This window comes from Exiguobacterium sp. s11, from assembly GCF_018619015.1.
Classification (GTDB): Bacteria; Bacillota; Bacilli; order Exiguobacteriales; family Exiguobacteriaceae; genus Exiguobacterium_A; species Exiguobacterium_A indicum.
Window position 1 is genome coordinate 1,290,802 of sequence record NZ_JACSNF010000001.1, and the last position, 19,880, is coordinate 1,310,681.

Consider the following 19,880-nt stretch of genomic DNA (forward strand, 5'->3'; position numbering starts at 1 on the left):
AGGAGTGCTTTTTGTGTCACATTGTTCGAATTGTCAAACCCCGATGAATGACCAGATGATCTATTGTCCGGTCTGTGGTCAAAAGAATCATCGAACGCGGTCCCGTTCATCTAAAAAATCATGGTTCATCGGATTGTTACTTCTCATGCTTTGTATCGGTGGAGGTACGTTCGGTTACTTGAAATATCAAGCTGCACAACCGTTGTTTAAAACAAGTGAGTTGACGCGGTCCGCTGCGGATGTCGATCAGGTCTTGCCGGAAGGTTTCTCATCGACTCAACGAAACCAGCTTACAGATGACGAACTTGAGGATTTCCTCACGTTTGATACGGCATCACCCGATTCGCTATACCACTTTTTGAGTACGTATGCCGAGCGTCTTCCTTCGATCGGAAACGAAACGGGCGGTGACTGGGAATACTACGACTCGTCACTCGATGAATACATACCGTATGCCGACTTGTTCTATGGAGACGATGATTTGACGGAAGACGAGCGCGAGTCCTTCGGCAATCGACTCGCCTTTTCAGAAGAAAGTCCAACAAGCCACGTCGCCTTACAAAATATGACGTTCGACGTTATAAAAGCCATTGATGAAACACACTTCCATGTCGAGACGACCGAAACATACGATCGACGAGACTTCGATATGGAAAACCAGCCATCTCATTGCGCCAGCGTCGAATATGAAATCACGTTCGATGACGAACAGTATTACATCACGTCGATTAAACGAACGTTCAAGAAGGAGGCTACCTCATGATGTCACGTGTACTTCCTCTTCTCTTCACAGCTCTCGTACTCAGTGGCTGTAACAAGGATTCAGCGGATCTTTACTTAAAGCAAAGTGCTCAAAGCACGCTTTCCGGAGACCTTTACGAAGAACAACAATGGCGTGAAAAGGCTCGTGCAGAAGGAGCGACAGACAAACGTCTGATTGCGCTGACACAACAACAAAAAGCGTTTCATGATCTAGAGGCCGCTTTATTCATGAATCAGACGACCGATGCTGTACGTTACGCGGAACGGGTCATGAACCAGACGTTTGGTGACCGAGCACTCGCGAACGAAGCCGCACGCCGCCACCGGACTCTTAATAAAGTAGAGAAGGCGTTTCGTGACGTGGCAGGAACCTATACTTACTCGACGAGCGATCAAGGCGAGTACGAGCAAGATTATACCGATGCGACGATCGATGTCGTGACACGTCCGAATCGTGAGGCGACATTGACGGTTCATGATGCCCGTGATTTTGAAGGACAACCCCTCGATGACTATTCGTACAGCGGACGTTTTAATTCCGATAACAGCTTGATGCTCTACTTTTATGAGTCAGCTTTAGAGATCACGTTTAATGAAGACGGCAGCCTGACATTCCATAGTATGGGCATTGAGCAGGACTCGACGATCGACTTTGAACAGACGACCAAACAATCCTTATGATAAAACGCTTGTCTTCGAAAACGGAGACAAGCGTTTTTTGAATCATCCTTTTGTATCTTTGAAGCGGCTCAATCCATACCCTGCCAATCCGCCGAGGAACGGGAAGAGGAAGAGCATGAACGCATTCCACCATGTCAACGTAGAGACGACGATACCGGCTAATAAATCGTTGTCCCATTGAATTTCAAGTCGTGCTTGTGTGAAGTAAGCTAAAAGAAGTCCACCGACCAAGAACACACCAGCATAAATTGCAACACCAGGTAACGTCCGGATCCAGCGGAAACCGATTCCGACGTGAATGACGAACATCAGAATTAAAGCAATCAAGCCGTACGGGGCGACACTTGAATTGACAAGTTGTTCTTCTTCGAACGACGTGGAGGCATCTGCCATTTGTGCGAAGCGTGTCAACAGTCCCGCATCCACGGTCTCATCGAAACGTGTCACTTTCGGATCGAGTGTCGGCTCTTCTCCATTTTCAATCTGATTGTAGATGATTCCTTGAATGCGACCAAGATTCGATGCTTCTCCGGCTTCTTCGACCGGCCGTTGAAGATCACTTAAGCGGTCTTCGCCATATAAGGCAGCACCTAAATGGAAGTCTTCCGTCAAGACAGTCATCTTGAAGTCGACTTGTCCTGCTTGTGACATCGCGTAAAACGGAGATGCGCCACTCAACAGAACAAGGCTTGCGGATTCACCGAATTCGACTTCGTCCAGTTCATCCATCTGATTAATGTAATACAGTTGCCCGAACGATGTCAGAAGGACACCGAGCAAGTAGATGCTCATCAACGTCGTCGCGGCAATCCGTCCGACCTGCCAAGAACCGTCGAGATTCGTTTGACCAATGAATTGGAATAAGAGGACACCAGCAAACGATAGAATGAAAATACGAATCATCCCAGCGAACAGATGCAGATCGAAGATTCCGAAGTCCGTCGCAAACAATCCGACGACCAGCGTGATCACTGATAACGTCAGGGCGAATACGACAGCACGTTCAATGCGTTCATTCCACGATGTCGCCTTGATTCCTATGACACCACCGCGTTCGAGTAACCAGGCACTTCCGATAAGAAGAAATAGCCCCGGTAAGGACAACAAGAAGTGCCCTGAGAAAATATGAAAATCAAGCTGATTGACAGCTTTTTGAATTTCAGAGAAATATTCCGTATCGTTACCTGTCACTTCCATCAGAAAGCGCGACTTCAAGTCTTCACTTGATGTCAGTTGTAGACCAGCAAGCGCAACGAATGCGAGGAAGAAGAACATGCCGAACGTACTAAAGTCGTCTCCCATGTTTTGTTGCACCGTCTTGACTCCTTCGAGTGCCGGATTATCGCTGAGAAGACCCAGCATGACGAATAAGAAGACGATGATGGCAGCAAAAAAGATGACAGCAGTGATACTACCAATCGCAAGACTCGGATTCCCGAGTGATAGATTGAATCGCGATAAGAATGCTCGTCCCCGCTCTTTCCACGGAAGATTCACATTCCAATCTTGCGACTTTAGCTTTTGCCGAATATCGTGCATGCCCGGTAGACGATCCACGAGCGACTCTTCTGACGTCGCGGCGACAAGACGCGAATGTCCGCAATTTGGGCAGTAGGACGAACGACCGTCCATTTGTGTACCACACCCGACACAGAAATGCGCAGCTTGTTCAAAACGGATAGGACGACCCTGCTTGTCTAAGGGTGTTCCGTCTACTTCGCAGTACTGGGCGTGCGGAGCATGCGCTTGTCCACAGGTCGAACAATATTTCATAGACGTTGCCCCATTTCCGATCCACAACATGTGCAATAGTGTTGCTCACTTCGTTGTGGCGTGTGGCACGTCATGCATTCAACTTTCGCTTGTTCGTTCTCGCGCGGGACGGACGTACCGCATTTCCCGCAGAACTTCGCGCCTGGCTCAAGCGTCGTACGGCATGACTTGCATTGTTTTTGAGCCGCTTCGACTTCCATCTCGTCGATCCGTGACAAGGCGCCGAATACGAGTACTTCTTGCGCAAGAATCTCCTCGATTTCTTGACGACGTCCTTCACTTCGGAGCTTCATGTAATGCCGCTCACCGATTTCATACAACAAGCGCCCTTTCTCACGTCGTGCTTGCTCGGCCTGTTCCTGTAATTCTTTTGCTGTCATTCCTTGAAAACGTGATTTGACTGATTGCCAATCCATCATCTGTATAGCCTCCCTTATGTTCATTTGATGTTCGTTGCTTGCTGAATTCGGAACTCTTCTTCATAACTATCTTCACCACTCGTATACGTGAAGAGATAACGGAAGAGGGATTTTGCGGTCGATTTTCCTGGTGATTCACTATCCGGTGTGTACATTTCACCCCGGATGTATGTCGTCGCCATGACTTCGATGCCGACCGTATCGCCATATTCGACGAACTTCGCTGAAGAACGATCAATCGATGCGTTCATGAATTCACCGTCCCACTCCAAGTCCTTCCGGCTCCAATCGTCATAGTTCTTTTGTTGTTTTGCGAGATATGACGCATCATCAACGAGCGAGAAGTAACTCGTATCCTGATAGATCGCTGCATCGACCCAGTCAGATGCATGCGCTTCGACGACTCCCTGAAGTTCGTTTAAAACGGCTTCAGACGGTTTGAATGTGAATGTCGCTTTTTTCGTATCGGGTTTGACGAGAATCTCATCTGACGTTTCTTCTCCCCACGGGAAGTCATTCTCGACTGAGAGCTTGATTCCGTTTTTCGGGATCGGTCCGTAGTTCTTCAAGTCCGACACTTGTTTAGAAGTCGACTTCCCGTCAACGATCAAATAGGCATCCGGATAGGTCTGATCCAGTTCGATTGCATCCCCTTTTAACGTGATTTCGAATTTGCGATTCGACGCATCCAGCGTCAACGGGTTGATCGTGACCTCACTCGTTTCTTTTCCATATTCACCGTCATACGCAATCTTCGCATCGGTCAATCCCGGATAGACACCGTCCATCATGATGCCTTCTTCCGACGCCTTGCTGCTTTCCGTCCCGACCGGATTCACGAGTGTGACCTTTGTTCCTTTAAAATTACTGACGACTTCCGTTTTGACCGTATCCAGACGGAGTCGGTAATCCTTGAAAATACCGAGCTGACGACCGTTTGCTACGATTTGACCAGGAACGTCACTTTCGTTTTCTGCTTGAATCGACGCACCAGCCATCAATAAATAATCCATGAATGATTTCTTTTGTTCCGGCGTCTCTTTCAAGGCATCTAAAAAGCGTTGTGCCATTTTTTGGTCGATCGGCTTTCCATTAAATTCTGTATGCTCAGCAAGTAACGCAGCGTCACCTGAGCGAATCGCGTCACGTACTTCATTCGTCGTCGCTTCAACTGTGAACCATTGCGTAGCGAGTCCATAATAGGCGCCGCCTGCTACGACCACTAACACGACAGACAGAAGAATTGCTTTCGCAGACTTGCTCATCTTTTTAGAGCGCGCGGGTCTCGCATCCCGTTCTGTTTTCACAGGTTCTGGGTGTTCTACATGTTTTTCTAGGGCATCACCGCAACTTGGACAAAATTTCAGTCCACGTCTTGCGGCATCCGAACAGTTCACACATGCCATTCGATGTCCTCCTCACTCGTCATCTATTTATAGTAAAAAATAACCATAGAAAATACTAACATGCATTCAACTTTTTTACTATATTTCATCAGAATATTTTAGAATCTAATTTTAATATCAAATAAAAAATGTAAAAACTGTTTACCAAATGCAGTTGTACGGATAAAAGGATTAACTCAAAAGTCGAGCTACACAAAGATAAGGGTGGCAGAATGATGATCTGCCACCCTTATCTTTCCTCAGTGATTATTTTTAATGTATAGCGCTGGTCATCGTGTTGAATCCTTTCTTGAATTCTAAAATAACAATCGGATATCATTCTTGCCAATTTATTCACTTCACTATTTTTTAATGAAATCATTTTTACTTCATCAATTTTCATTCATCCTAAATAGATTAGGATTTCAATGAAAAACATTGTATAATTTAGATGAATTTGTAAATAATTTTAATTAGGAGGCTTTTTATGAATAAGTTGCTTCTTCCACTTCTTGCGACATCCCTTTTGTTGCCTACCTCGATTTCTGTCGATGCTGCTTCGAAAGCAACCGTCGTTACAAAGTATGCCCACGATAAAAAAAATCTGAAGTACCCTTATGTGTCTAAAGGATTGACTACGTCAGTAAGAAAGACGATCAACGCCGATTTGACCGGGTATTCAAAATTTCTCTATCAAACATATCTCGATACAGAAGCCTTTGAAAAACAAGAAAAAAAGAAGGATTATTGCAAGGAGTTACCCGCCACTTGTAACTTCACTTTCGATAGCTCGTATAAACGGGTCGGAGATAACGCCTCTTATCTCAGCTTCACCGTGCAAAATCATACTTACCTTGGTGGCGCACATGGATCTACCTACAAATTCGGTGTCAATTACTCTTTGAAAACCGGAAAAGAAATACGGATCACATCCGTACTAAAAACTTCCACACAAATGAAAAAGGTAGAACGATACATTTATGATCGTCTCAAAAACAATGAGAATTATTTCGTGGATCATTTGAGTGATATTGATGTATCGAGCACATCTGAGTTCTACTTTACTAAAAACGGTATGAAGGTGATTTTCCAAGAATATGCGATTGCCCCTTATGTCATGGGACAACCAGAAATTTATGTCCCTAAATCCGTATATCAATAAAATGGAGTTTCCTCCACCTCTGCTTGGTTAAAAAGTGGAGGTGTTTTTGAGTTATTTAATCTCATGATTAAAATGGACACAGATGCTTTACTTTGACGTAAAAACGATTCAACTCAGCTGTAACAAGGCTTCGATGTCTTGATTCATCCCTTTGTACAACTCATGAATCGAAGTGACGATCTCATCGTTGCTTGAAAAGGAGTCTTCAATGATTTGATTCGTATTATAGGAGTTCGCTTGAAGATGATCTTTGAATGCAATCAGATACGATCGCTGCTTTTCATTAAAGTATTCCGGTTGATATCTGACATGATGTCCTATGCTTTTCACTAAACCGTTCATGTCATTCAATAATTGTAGTACATCCGCTTTACGTACATCTTTCTCATTTAATGCAGAAGAAGCGAGGACGTTCTCCACCTGCGCCTTTATTTTTTCATTGTATTCTTCATCTTCCGACAGAGTCGGAACGTGTGAAGACAACTTTTGAAGGTTGTTGTGATAACGACTCGTTGTTTGATCCGAATCCACTTCAACTTTTTTGTTGATGCTGAGAGCGCTATACGGATACATGTAACGAATGGCTATGGCAGCAACAAACAGTACGATGATTGCAATCACCGTATACCTCATCATATTCTTTTTCAAAATTTGCAACATTCTTGTTGATATAACTGAGAGATTATTCAAAAATATACCATTATTTCACCACTTTATAAAGCTAACCATATTAATTATTTAAGAAACTATTCCTTGAAGAAATAAGCCTATTTTCACCTCGTTCACTACAAAAAAAGCTACCAGACACCATCGATAGATGGTATCCAGTAGACTGATGACGTGTTCTATATTGCGTACTCTCCTTCATCGATCCGTCGCTGAAACACCAAATGCGCGGACATAGCCTTTGGTATCGTAGTCAAACCACAGTAAGGCTTTTTTACTTACGTTGTAATAGTACGTACCCTTTTGTTCGAATCGGAGATATTCTTCTTTTTTAATTTGGAAGCTCATCTTTGCTGGGACTTCATCCTTTTGTAGCGTTTCGTGTTGACTCGGTTTCCCGAGCGCCTGTTTGACCTCACTCAGCTTAATTTTACGGTCGTTGAGCTGCGGTAACGTCATCAAGACTCCGACATGCTCCGGGTACTTCGCACTAAACCGAAAATCGGAATACAGATACGTTCCTTTCAACTTCCCGAAGACACAACAATCGGTCTGATCGACCCCATAGCTGGCGTCCTTTCCTTTAATCGTGAAACGATCATACAGCTTCGCCTTTGCATCAAGCAAGGTTCCTTTTTCTGCTGCTGCGAATTGTTTTTTCAAGTACGCGGCATTCGACATCGTTTTCGCATCAACCGTCATTGGAACAAGTAATACAAGCACTAATAGTAGTGCCATACATCCTTTCATCCATTTCATTCGATGTTCCTCCTTTGTCGTGGATTACCGTTACCCTAACACAACTCCTTCATTTTTCCAAATCCATCCATCTGTTTAATTCACATGAATCAACCGTACCGTTCCTTTCGCGTCAAAGGCGAACTGGCACGTCACTTGTCCGATCCGATATTCGTAGACGCTGCGAATCGCGTACGTCGCGCGCGTCGTTTTGCCTTCGACGACGCGTTGCGAGTAGGACGTCGCATACGTTTCCTTGAACGTTGGTTTCCCGAACACGGCGCTGACTTCTGCTTTCGTCAGCGTCCGTTTCTCAAGAGATGGTGCGAGCGTGACGAGATCGATTCGATCGATTTGACTGCCGAAGCGCGGATAACGGGCTACAAAGTGACGACCTTTCCACTTTCCGTTGAGGACCTTTTCTCCTGTTTGAACGAGGCTACCGGACGTACCTGTCCACGAGACATAACTAGCTCCGACGCGTGGTGACCCTTCAAACCCTTGTTTCTCTTGCATCGCCTGCTTTTGACGTTTCAACCAACTGCTGTCGGAGACAGTCGAGAGCTTCGGTAACGGGATGACTTTTCCTTTGAGTGTCGCAGTGTAGCCTCCGTAGGATGCTCGTAACGTGTAGGCTCCCGATTTTTTCCCATACAGTTTTCCGGACGAGACGCTCGCGATCGTCGGCTGATCCGAGACCCACTTCACTTTTGCCGCGACTTGTTTTTTCTTGCCGTCTGCTTGCGTGACATTGAGAAGAAGCGGCTCAGGTGATCCGACCTTCACTTCCTTGAAGGAAGACGGGATCGAAAGCGCGACCGGTCGCTCGACGAGCAGGCGACCATCGTACATGTTCGTCCGCTCACCACCATCGGCATTCGCGATAAGGTAGCGGGCTCCTTTCGTCATGCCGAGCACCGACGAGTAACTGACGGAATCATCCCGATCCAGCGATGTCTCGATCCGGTGACCGTTTTTCTCAAACAAGGAGAAGTAACCGTCCCGTCCCGTATACAAGGCACCGATGAACTTCCCACTTTCGTCGACCGCGATATCTTTATACGTTCCGGTCATCCCCGTGATGAACTGCGAGGAGGTACTTTCCTTGAATTGATGTGCTCCATCATAGACATATAGACGGCGGTCATTCGCCTTCGCGAGTACGAGTGTGCCCTCGCGTCCCATCTCATAGGCGGCGTAGCCGGATGGATGCGTGAGACGTTTCGCGAGCGTTCCGTCTTTCTCGTAGACGTCAACGCTTGTCTCACGGATGATCGCTAAATAAGCAGTCGACGTCCGAATCGCTTTTGCCCCTGTCGTCTCCTGGACAAAACGAACGGTTGCTGAATCTAAATCGTAGGCGGCTGTCTGCTCGACCCGCTCTTGTTTCGCGCTCACAGCAAGGAGATGTGAGTCTGGGAAGAAGCGAGCACGAGTGAACGACTGGAGTGTTCCTGCAGGTGTCTTGATCTGATCGATGACGTGTAGCACGTTTCCTGTCGCATCGCGTACCTCAAGCACTTGATCCTTCACAAAGACGAATCGTTGTTGATCGTCCGATACCGTGAAGTCTTGTATCGGTGCTCCTTCTTCAGTCGATAGCACCTGCAAATCACGCGCTTGCTCGAAATCGAAGAGTCGTGGTGCTTCATAAGTCCCCCAGCGCCAGACACGCGACTCATCCGGTACGACTTGAAAAGCGGATGACGGAGTGAGTGACGTGACGAACGGAATTTTGACTTCTGCCGACGAATGGATCGACGTTGCAGAATACAATACGGTCGCAGCAAGACCGACGATCAATTTTTTCATATGTAGCTTCTCCTTTTTAGTAGCGTCTTATTCATAAGTATAATGAAATTCTCAATCTTTTCCTTCTTTTTCCAAAAATAAATCTTTTTTCGAACACGTTCGAGGATAAGTAGAGTTATCCGATACAGCCGTCTGATTTCATGCGGTTTTTCTCGATTAAAGAAGAGGATTTTTTCTGTATTGAAGGGTGAACGTATCGTAAAAGATGAGAAAACCGTTGGCACGATTCAAAAAAGTGACGTTGAAAGCCGAGGATAACTCTACTTATACTGAAACTACCGCGGAATACATAGCAGATATGCATATCTCGTCAAAGGACTCCCTCCGATGAATGAACTTCTTCGCAACTGGCTCCCCCTCATCAACTCCCTGCTCTCCCGCCTGTCGATCCACCCAAATGAACAAGATGAATGCCGGCAAGCTGCCTTGCTCCGACTCTGGAAATCGATCGAGGACGGGAAGACATTGACCGTCACCTTCGTTCGGATTCGCGCGAAAGGCGCGATGCTCGATTACCTGGCGACCCGTAACCGGACGCTTGCGACCGAAGTCGTCTCCGACGCGTTACCGGAACGCCCGCGTACCCCGCACCTGTCGTTCACCTACCTGATGAATGAACTCAAGCGAGACTTATCAGCGACGGAGTTCACGTTTCTCGAGTCGTTGATGAACGGGACGGAAGAGACGCTCGGGTACTCGCACGCCCGGCTCCGATCCTTGAAATCCGAACTCCGCAAGAAAGTCGAGTATTTGCTCGGATGATGGTGTTCTATGAAGAACGACTATTAACGTTGATCGAACAAGGACCCTACAGTCCATTGACGAAAAAAGCTTACCGCAGCGACGTCCGTCATCTGTGTCGCAACGTGACCCGAATCGATGTTCCTTCGTTGCAACGGTACGGTACCTTACTGCGAACGTCGTATGCTTCGACGACTGTCGCCCGTCGTCTCCACGCCCTGTCGACACTGTTCGACCAACTCGTCACTGAACGTTCGTTAGCACACAATCCCCTCGCACAAACGAAACGTCATCCCCCGATTGCCCGTCGACGCCCCCGCTTTTCGTATGATGAGGTCCGGTCCGTCCTCGAACGGATTACGGACGAGACCATCTACGCGTTCTGCTTTTTACTGCTCCATACGGGACTTCGTTTCGCCGAGGCACATGCTTTACGCCTGACGGATGTCGATTGGGACACCAAGCAACTATTCGTTCGTCACGGAAAAGGAGGACGTATGCGTCACCTGCCGTTACATGACGAATTGCATCGCGTCTTATTGCGTTATCTTGAGACAACATGTGTCCCTTCGCAGGAATTGTTTTCAACGGAGACGGGTCGTCGCTTCCCGGCAGAACGGATTCGGTCGACGTTACGCGAAGCGAGTCTAACGCAGCTCGGTCGGATTCTCCGTCCGCACGATCTTCGGGTGACCTTTGCGACCACGCTCTACCACGAACATGAGACGGACGTATTGACGATCATGCGTCTACTCGGTCACCGGGACGTCCGGACGACCCAACACTATATCTTGCCTTCTAGCGACATCGATCGCGCCTCGGTCAACCGACTCAAGCCGACAACGTATTGAGGATCTCCCGGATTCGGTTCGTACGACTCCGGATATAACCGACGGTCGTCGTCGGATGCGCATGACCGAGTAAGCGCTGAATCTCAACGATCGTACAGCCTCCTTCATGATGCAGATAGGTCGCATATGCGATCCGGAGCGCATGCGGGCGGAGCGGTGCGCCGCTCAAGCGCAGGGCGGTGTCCCGAAGAATCACACGTGCCGTCTGTTCATGCAGATGGCGTCCGGTCACGGACTGAAACAGAATGCCCTCTTTACGTTCACCGATGAAATGTAGGAGACGATGCGACAGCATCATCCCGATCGGAATCGTCCGTAGGCGGCGTCCCTTGCCGTAGCGGACGAATAGCGTATGCGTCTTAAAATCGATATCCGTAACGGATAACAGGCGTGCTTCAGTGAAGCGGAGACCGGTCTGGCAAATCACCTCGAAAAACAAACGGTACACCGGATCTGTGATACTCCGGACGATCGACAGTCCTTCCTGTAAGTCATGGTAAGTCTCGTCGGAAAAACGTTGATGCGTGATCGGTGACACGTCATGCAGTGGATTCTTTTGCAACCTTCCGGCTCGGACTAGTACATTCCCGAGTGAACGCAAGGCATGGAACCGCCGCAGAATCGTCGACGGCTGATAATTCAGACGCATCTGATCGAAGTAATGCTGGAGCGACGCGATCGACCACGAGACACCGGCACGTTCCATATGCCGGACGTCACTACGGTAGGCTTTGATTGTCGGTTTTGCGAACGTCGGATGTGAGATGAGATATTCGTGCAAGTACTCGTCGTGTTGCATGGGAATTCCTCCTTCAGCTAAATGATTTCATCTGCTCGATCTCGTCAATTCCTGCTCCGCTTAGACAACAGGAGTCCATCTAGCAAAAGATGGACTCCTGTATGTATTCATAGTGACGTATGATCTGCGACTTTGAAGGTTTTTTTCTTGTAGTCGTAACTCATGAGGACCATCTTCCGTCCACCCGTCGAAGTCGGGAAAACATACGTCTTATAAGATGACTTCTCTGCACCGATCGCAGCGAGTTCCGCTTTCGATTGAATCGACGACCAATCCGTCGCCTCGACTCCTGTCCACTCCCCAAGTTCTGTTCCAGAAAGAATCGCATCGAGCTGCTTCGCAGTCATTCCTTTTTTAACCTTTGCGCCCTTTGCCAGCTTACGTGTGCTTTCACGTGCGGCAGACTTCGTATTTTCACGATAGATATCAAACGATTTTCCGATCAACCGATAGACAGAACTATTCTTTTTCGTCATAAAGACGAGTGACGTATCGCTATCTCCGTTCTTGCCATTCGTGAAGTAGTAGAACTTCGTTTTTTGACCGTACGAGATTTCCGTCGACTCGGCTTGTTTCTTCAAGACCGTACTGCCACTCTTCTTCACCAGTTGTTTTTTGTAATCATTACCGTATAAGACTTTTGCTACTTCCGTCATCGTCATACCGGTCTTTAAGTTCGTGTACTGCGTCGTGTACTTCGTTTCTTCTTTCGTAGCAGCCGATGCACTTCCGGCACATACTGTCGCGCCTGCGATCATTGCTGCAAGTACCGTTGTTGTCATGCGTTTCATTCAATCATCCTCTTTCTTCTGTTCATTTCATGAATACATCATTCATACCTCATCTCATTATAATGGATTTAATGGTTTTTTCTATCTATTTTTCCTTTTTAGTTTTTATTTTTACATTTTTATTCAATTTTTATCGTTTTTTCATGACCTTTATTTCGAAATAACACTCAATTTATACGCTGGATGACCGAATTTAGTACTTTTTGAAAATAAAAGAAACAAGTATGTCATATATTTGAAATTTAGACCGAAATTACTATTTATTGAAACTTTATGAGTATATAGACCTTCAAAAGATGAATATTTATTACATCTCTAAAATCCTCTTATACCAACGTTTCAGGTCAATCGACCTATATTAGATGCCTAATAAATACCATTCAATATAATTATTTTAAAAATATTACATATTTCCCATAATAAAAGGGTAATTTTATTTTATACACTTGAGATGCACGTTCATCCATGCACACTTTAGTCTATTGATTTAGAGGAGGTTGTATTGATGAAAAAAGGGTTGGCAATTGTTCTGAGTCTTCTTCTCATTCTGTCCTATGGGTTGACCCCATTGGGTGCTTCTGCCGCTTCTTCGAGTAGCGTCAAGACCGTCTACTCACCGAAGTATCTCGTTCACTACGGTGGCGTGAAGTATGCCAAGAAGAAATTGACGTATCCAAAATCCGTCAAGGTCAAGCTCTCGAACGGGAAGTATGCGTATCGATCCGTCAAATGGAGTAAGGTCAGCTTTGATAAGAAGTACATCGGAAAGAAACAAAAGATCAAGGGGGATGTCTACGGTACATCAAAAAATGCGTACTGGTATGTCAAAGTCAAAAACTATCCAGCGAAGGTACTTGCTCCGAATGTCATGACCGTCGGAAAGAATCAACCAGCGAACTTGCCGACACGTCTTTCAACGATTTTCGAGGGTGGACAACGCTACTCGTATCCGCTCAAATGGAGTAAGGTCTCAACCGCTTCATTCGGTACGAAAAATCTGACGTATTCGACAGTCGGACGCAACCTCGAAATCTACGGGGCTGCCAAGCTGAAAGTATCAGATGTCGTTCAGTCGATGCAGAAGTACTATCTCGTCTCGTACGGGAAAAAGATCCGGGCAACCGGCAAAATTCTCTATGAAGCAAAAGGTATGAAGAGCTACCTCGTCATTACGGATAAAAAGACGGGTGAGAGCACGAAGATGTATCTCAAGCTCGACAAAAAAGGTCACTACTACGTGACAAGTCAGGAACTCGCACCAGGAGACTACACGGTCTACATCCTGTCGGGTTCGAAAAAGACGAAATCCGTCACGATTACGATCAAAAAACCGATCATGGAACCAACGGATGAACAAAAACGGGAACTGCTTCAAAAGTTACTTCTCGTCATCAACGTCTCGAATCCCCTATTAAGTGACATCGAGTTCCCAGAAGTCGATGGTGTCTCGTTTACGGTCGATTCAGACAACTCAGCTGTCTCTAGCAGCGGAAAAGTCATGCGGGGCGCGACCGATCAAACCGTTAATTTCGCAATCAAGGCGACATTCGGCGGTGTGACGGAAAGCAAATCGTTCTCGAACATCCTCGTTCCACGAAAAGATTTATCGGATGAAGAGTTGATCGACTTCACGCTTCAGAACTTCACAATCGCCAATCCACTCAAAACGAATATCACATTACCAACGGCTGAAGGAATCTCGTTCTCGCTGATTTCGTCGAATGAAGCCGTCGTCTCAAGCAACGGAATCGTCAAACGCGGAATGGAAGATAAACAAGTCGACTTGACGTTACGCGCGACGAAAGGCAGCTTGACGAAAACGAAGAGCTTCCCGAACATCCTCGTCCCGAAAGTCGACAATGCGACAGATAGCCTGTTGCAAGATTATCTCGATAAACTCGATATCAAGAGTCCGGTGACGAAAAATATCGTCCTTCCAGCACTTCCGGGTGCTACAGTCTCGATCACATCAACTAGACCTAGCGTCATCTCAGACACAGGTGTCGTCACACGCGGTATGACGGATCAAACCGTCTCGATCGTCGTCTCGGTCACAAAAGACGGTATCACGAAATCACGTGATTTCTGGAACTTAACGGTTCCAAAACAAGATGCAACGACAGATGAATTACTTGATCTTTACCTGTCTGGTTTGACAATTAGCAGTCCGTTGACAACGAACTTGTCGCTCACACCACCAGCTGGTGTAAACTTATCAATCAGTGCGTCAGACCCAAATATTTTATCGAACTCAGGTATTCTGACTCCACCAGATGTCGATAAAACAATTTCTGTGACGGTTACCGTCTCTAAAGACGGCATCACGAAATCGCGGACGTTTACGAATATTCTTGTGCCTCTCAGTCTTTCAGCAGAGCTAGATGCTGCGCTGAATGCAATCAATCTGAATCTATTGAATTTAACGGGTAACGTCAATTTACCGAGTAGTTCGAAAGGAATTGCGGTTCAATGGACTTCAAACAATCCGGACGTCATCTCGAACGACGGTGTCGTGAAAGGGGCATTGAACTTACAAAACTTCACACTCAAAGCAAGCGTCACAAAAGGTGGTATCACGAAAACGAAAACATTCGCAGGAACAGTCGCAGCTAATCTGGGGCTATCGTTTAAAAATGATATCGCTAAAATCAAGTCGAGCGTCGGTACGCTGAACGTCGGTTACAACCTCAACCTTCCGACTTCATTGAATGGTTCAGTGGTTACTTGGACTTCGAGTGCACCATCGTTATTAAGTAGCACAGGTGCCATCTTGAACGACTCTAGTTCAACGCCATTCACACTGACAGCAACATCTGGAGGGACGTCAGAAACGTTGAATCTTGCTATTCAACGCCCTAATGGTGGTCTACTCGGTGGGTTACTTGACTTACTTGGAGACGTTCTGAAACCGGTCCTCAATGGTCTCACTGGGAATCAAAATACCATCACACTGCCAGATAAATATGGTGGTATTGGCTTACTGGGTATCGGAGAACGTAAAATCACAGGATGGAGTAGTTCTCATCCGGATCTCGTAACGATTCAAGGAAATAACTTGACGCTTAAACGAGATGACTATGATCACGTAGTTGTCCTCTATGCAAACTTCGAAGGATTTAGTAATCCAGTTCCAATCATTATCAAAGTTTCAAAACGTTAATGATGTGCGTTTCTGTTTAAACTAAATATGCGGTGAACCTAGCTTCTCATTAGGTTCATCGCATATTTTTCTACTTTTCTTGTCTACATACAACAAGGGAATTTCAACACCTGAGAGCCAATCATTTGCCTGGACACTACATTTTCTAGGGAGGTTTGGTCATGCGAAAGAGTCTCATCGTTCTTCTCTGTCTGTTGCTTTCCTTCCCCGCCTCATTTCAATCCGTTGCTGCCGCTAAATCAAGCAGCGTCAAAAAAGTATACCGTCCTGCATCAACTGTTCACTATGGCGGTGACGTGTTTGCGGTCAAACCTCTTTCTCCACCGAAGACCGTTCGTGTAAAACTTGGGAACGGAAAAAAAGTAAAACGATCCGTAAAGTGGAGTAATGTGCGCTTCGATAAAAAAATCATTGATCGAAAACAAAAAATAAAAGGAAATGTTTCGGGAACGTCTAAGAGTGCCTACTGGTACGTCACGATCAAAAACTATCCGAAATCAATTCTTCCCCCCGTTGTTACGACGGTCGGGAAAAATCAATCAGCCAAACTTCCAGAACGGCTATCGACGATTTTCGCTGGTGGGCAGCGCTATTCGTATCCACTCAAGTGGACACGGGCAACAACGGCGTCCTTCGGGAAGAAAAGCGTGAAGTACACAGCCGTCGGACGCAACGTCTTGATTACCGGAAAAAATACATTGCGCGTCTCAGATGTCAAACATGAAAACGTGAAGTATACGCCGTTTGAAAGTGGTCGCCGACTGCTGGTCACCGGTCGGATCCTCTATCCGGCAAAAGGTATGACACATCACCTGTACCTGATCGACGATAAAGACCGTGTATCCATGTATCCACTGAAACGTGATCGCCAAGGATACTTCCGGATCGAAACGAATATGTTACCGGTCGGACGCTATGATGTCTCGATTTTAAGTGGATCGCAAAATGCAGCGCCTTCCACTGTGACGATTCGCAACGTCGTCACGCCTCCAGCACCGGACGACTCAAGAAAAATCTTGAAGGCATTGCTTGCAGGAATCACGATTCCAAGTCCACTCCTCCAAAATATTCAGTTTCCACAAATGGATGGAGCCACATTTAGCATTCGCTCCACAGACGGCAATCTATCGCCTACCGGACAAGTCACTCGTACAGATCAAGAACGTGACGTCGCGTTCACGATCGTCGGGAAATTGAATGGCCTTGAAGAAACACGCTCCTTCTCGGGCATCACGATTCCGAAACGTGAGCTGACGGACGAGGAACTGATTGACTTCACTCTCGACAAATTCAAGCTTGCAAGTCCATTGACGAAGGACGTTCAGCTGCCGCAAGCAGAAGGTATAACATTCCAATTAGTGTCTTCAAACGAAAAAATCGTCACATCGGACGGTAAAGTACGCCGTGATCTGACAGATCAACTCGTCACACTCACGTTAAAAGCTTCAAAAGGTAGTCTCGAAAAATCACGTCTCTACTCGAATATCACTGTCCCAAAAGTTGACAATGCGACGGAATTATTCTTAGACGATTACTTGAGTCGTCTGACATTCCCAAATCCTTTAACAAGGGATTTAGTCTTACCTGCCGCTACGGGAACGACACTTTCTCTGACCTCTTCTCTTCCAGATGTCCTCTCGTCGACGGGGAAGGTGACACGTGGACTGACCGATCAACCCGTCTCATTTCTTGTTTCGGCGACGAAAAACGGCGTGACACGTACACGTAGTTTTTGGAACTATCAAGTCCCGAAACGAGATACGGCGATTGACGAACTGTTAGCAGATTATTTGAACAAACTCGATATCCCGAGTACGTTGACGCGTGACGTAAGTCTTCCGACAGTTGAAGGAATTCAAACGACACTTTCTTCAACCAATACATCCATCCTGTCAAATACAGGACAAGTCATCCGTGGTCAAACGGATAAAATCGTCTCATTAACAGTCATTGCGACAAAAGACGGCGTCACTAAATTACGCACTTTCTCGAACTTGACCATTCCAAAGAAAGAAAACGCGACGTCCGATCTGCTTGATGATTACTTGAGAACGGTCGAAATCCCATCACCTTTGACGACTGATTATTACTTGCCGACCCCAATGACACCGGGAATCGAGACCTCTCTCTTCTCAACAAATACAGCTATCCTTTCAAATACTGGAAGCGTGACACGTGGTCTGACTGATCAGATTGTCTCCGTGACGGTGACGGCGTCAAAAGACGGAATCATTCGTAAGAAGGAGTTTCCACTGATCACGATCCCAAAACAAGAGGTGTTACCGGATGCCTTGATCGATACTTATTTGGATCAAGTCGAGATTACTAGTCCGCTGAATCAAAACATTCAGTTGCCTCTCGCACCGGAAGGAATGACCGTATACCTGACCTCTTCTGAGCCGGATATCGTGGCAACGTCAGGCGTTATTAAACCAGCAGACACTGCTCAAACTGTTACGGTCAGTGTGACAGCTATGCTGAATGGTGTTTCAAAGACGAGGATGTTTTCAAACCTCTCAGTACCCGCACGTCCTCTGACAGTCACAGAAGAACTGACGAATTATTTGAATGGTGTTTCGATACCGAAATCACTTGAAACTGATCTTTCATTGAATCCACCTGCAGGAATAACCGTTAGTGTCGAGTCTTCCGTTACTTCGTTGTTATCTAGTACCGGAATCCTGACACGCGATATCGTAGATCGAACGACTGATATTACGGTCATTGCTTCAAAAAATGGGCTATCGCTCTCTAAACAATTTGAAAAAATTTCAGTACCGAAACGTGGATTGACGGATACCGAAGTACTACAAAAATACCTCGACCAACTATCAATTCCTTCTTTACTCAATGATAATCTTAATATCCAGCCACCTACTGGAATTGAAGTTACGTTATCTTCCGACAAAACGAATGTACTTTCAAACGATGGAATCGTCATTCCAGGTATTAAAGATGAGCTCGTCTCACTTAAAATAACTGCTAAAAAAGGAAGTTCTACATTACAGAAAACCTTCTCTAATTTAGTGGTTCCACAGGCAGGTTTATCTGTCAGGGATCTATTAGAGTCATATCTTAAGAACCTCACCATTCCGACTAAATTAACAGAAAATCTAGTGATTCAACCTCCTACAGGAGTAAAATTATCCCTCTCGTCTGATGATCCAGGTGTATTATCGAGTAGCGGAGTCATCGTTCGAGGCGATACGACCAAAAACATTGTCGTCACGGTTCAAGTAGAGAAAGATGGTGTGACTGCTGAAAAATCATTTCCTGAAATTGAAGTTCCATGGACTCTAGAAGCGGAACTAAATCAGGCAGTGAAAGATCTCTCCCTCTCTTCACTAACAGATTTGAAATTACCACTCAACTTGCCGACTGAAGTCAATAAGTTACCGATCACATGGACCTCTAGTAATACCAATGCCATCACAAATACAGGTACTATCATCCCAGCAGTTTCTTCACAGGCGTTTACGTTGACGGCATGGATCACAAAAAACGGCGTTCTAAAAAGTAAGACATTCAATGGAACGATTGCCGGAAATCTCAGTCTGATCCTTAAAGAAGATCTCGCCCGCATCGCTACTGCTAGTCCGACGCTGAACGTGTATCTCGATTTAAAGTTACCTAAATCGTTGAACGGTTCACCTCTTAATTGGTCGTCTAGTAACGAAAGTTTGATGACAACTTTAGGTAAAGTGCTAGTGACTTCAAAGATAGCCCCATTCACACTTTCAGCTGCAACCGGAAATACATCTAGCAGCTTATCGTTGTCTACACAAGACGTTCGCACCTCCTTATTAAGTGGCTTACTCAATCTTTTAGGAAGCATCGTCGATCCGATCGTCGATTCACTCACATTAGGAAAATCAGCATCTCTGCCAAAAAGTTACGGTGGTGTTCTTGGCATTGGAGCAAAATCCATTGACGGCTGGACATCCTCTCATCCAGACATCGTGACGATTCAAGGAAATCAGGCTGTCGTAACGCCAGACAAGTACGAACACCTCGTCGTCTTGTTCGCAAAGTTCGAAGACGTGCCTAAACCGGTACCATTCCTCATCAAGGTTCCAGCAAAAAAATAAGATTTCTTTTCCCTCTGTATGTGTTTCAGTACAGAGGGATTTTTGATTTTCG

15 protein-coding genes are annotated in these 19,880 nt (G+C 46.0%); 7 read left to right on the forward strand and 8 right to left on the reverse strand.

The window, feature by feature from the left end; translation table 11 throughout:
• Positions 1-13: 13 nt before the first annotated feature.
• A complete protein-coding gene (locus KNQ12_RS06810) occupies positions 14-763 on the forward strand; it encodes a zinc ribbon domain-containing protein (RefSeq protein ID WP_214747036.1) in 750 nt (249 codons plus the stop codon).
• Positions 760-1,443 (forward strand): hypothetical protein, encoded by a 684-nt coding sequence (locus KNQ12_RS06815; RefSeq protein ID WP_174316611.1) that lies wholly within the window; start codon positions 760-762, stop codon positions 1,441-1,443. Before KNQ12_RS06810 ends, KNQ12_RS06815 begins: the two co-directional genes overlap by 4 nt.
• 42 nt (positions 1,444-1,485) lie before the next feature.
• On the opposite strand, the gene KNQ12_RS06820 is transcribed toward KNQ12_RS06815, so the two are convergent.
• The 3 genes from KNQ12_RS06820 to KNQ12_RS06830 are packed head-to-tail and all read right to left on the reverse strand — an operon-like array spanning position 1,486 to position 5,041.
• Entirely contained in the window at positions 1,486-3,216 is a 1,731-nt protein-coding gene (locus KNQ12_RS06820) for a zinc ribbon domain-containing protein (protein WP_214747039.1), read from the reverse strand.
• On the reverse strand, positions 3,213-3,635 hold the full coding sequence (locus KNQ12_RS06825; protein WP_035395989.1) for a zinc ribbon domain-containing protein: 423 nt from the start codon (positions 3,633-3,635) through the stop codon (positions 3,213-3,215). The genes KNQ12_RS06820 and KNQ12_RS06825 overlap by 4 nt, the downstream gene beginning before the upstream one ends.
• Before the next feature lie 20 nt (positions 3,636-3,655).
• A complete protein-coding gene (locus KNQ12_RS06830) occupies positions 3,656-5,041 on the reverse strand; it encodes a TcaA 3rd/4th domain-containing protein (protein WP_214747042.1) in 1,386 nt (461 codons plus the stop codon).
• Positions 5,042-5,507: 466 nt separating this feature from the next.
• On the opposite strand from KNQ12_RS06830, the gene KNQ12_RS06835 reads away from it, so the two are divergent.
• The gene (locus KNQ12_RS06835; protein WP_058264566.1) at positions 5,508-6,182 is read left to right on the forward strand and encodes a DUF3298 and DUF4163 domain-containing protein; all 675 of its coding nucleotides are present in this window, start codon (positions 5,508-5,510) and stop codon (positions 6,180-6,182) included.
• 108 nt (positions 6,183-6,290) lie between these two features.
• Here KNQ12_RS06835 and KNQ12_RS06840 read toward each other — a convergent pair whose 3' ends face one another.
• From KNQ12_RS06840 to KNQ12_RS06850, 3 genes are all read right to left on the reverse strand, one after another.
• Complete coding sequence (locus KNQ12_RS06840) at positions 6,291-6,803, reverse strand: hypothetical protein (RefSeq protein ID WP_214747046.1); 513 nt, start codon at positions 6,801-6,803, stop codon at positions 6,291-6,293.
• A 243-nt stretch (positions 6,804-7,046) separates the two neighbouring features.
• A complete protein-coding gene (locus tag KNQ12_RS06845) occupies positions 7,047-7,607 on the reverse strand; it encodes a hypothetical protein (protein ID WP_214747049.1) in 561 nt (186 codons plus the stop codon).
• Between the two features lie 75 nt (positions 7,608-7,682).
• A complete protein-coding gene (locus KNQ12_RS06850) occupies positions 7,683-9,398 on the reverse strand; it encodes a hypothetical protein (protein ID WP_214747052.1) in 1,716 nt (571 codons plus the stop codon).
• 327 nt (positions 9,399-9,725) lie between these two features.
• Between KNQ12_RS06850 and KNQ12_RS06855 the strand changes: the two genes are divergently transcribed.
• Together KNQ12_RS06855 and KNQ12_RS06860 are read left to right on the forward strand one after the other, a co-directional pair.
• On the forward strand, positions 9,726-10,160 hold the full coding sequence (locus KNQ12_RS06855; RefSeq protein WP_023469451.1) for a sigma factor: 435 nt from the start codon (positions 9,726-9,728) through the stop codon (positions 10,158-10,160).
• Entirely contained in the window at positions 10,157-10,990 is an 834-nt protein-coding gene (locus KNQ12_RS06860; RefSeq protein WP_214747055.1) for a tyrosine-type recombinase/integrase, read from the forward strand. The genes KNQ12_RS06855 and KNQ12_RS06860 overlap by 4 nt, the downstream gene beginning before the upstream one ends.
• Here KNQ12_RS06860 and KNQ12_RS06865 read toward each other — a convergent pair.
• Positions 10,971-11,789, reverse strand: a complete 819-nt coding sequence (locus tag KNQ12_RS06865; protein WP_214747059.1) for a tyrosine-type recombinase/integrase — start codon at positions 11,787-11,789, stop codon at positions 10,971-10,973. The genes KNQ12_RS06860 and KNQ12_RS06865 overlap by 20 nt on opposite strands.
• A gap of 107 nt (positions 11,790-11,896) precedes the next feature.
• Positions 11,897-12,580 carry a hypothetical protein gene (locus KNQ12_RS06870; RefSeq protein WP_251055722.1) on the reverse strand — a complete coding sequence of 228 codons (684 nt, stop codon included), beginning with the start codon at positions 12,578-12,580 and terminating at the stop codon, positions 11,897-11,899.
• A gap of 505 nt (positions 12,581-13,085) precedes the next feature.
• Between KNQ12_RS06870 and KNQ12_RS06875 the strand changes: the two genes are divergently transcribed.
• Complete coding sequence (locus KNQ12_RS06875) at positions 13,086-15,740, forward strand: immunoglobulin-like domain-containing protein (protein WP_214747062.1); 2,655 nt, start codon at positions 13,086-13,088, stop codon at positions 15,738-15,740.
• A gap of 161 nt (positions 15,741-15,901) precedes the next feature.
• Complete coding sequence (locus tag KNQ12_RS06880) at positions 15,902-19,828, forward strand: immunoglobulin-like domain-containing protein (RefSeq protein ID WP_214747065.1); 3,927 nt, start codon at positions 15,902-15,904, stop codon at positions 19,826-19,828.
• Positions 19,829-19,880 lie beyond the last annotated feature (52 nt).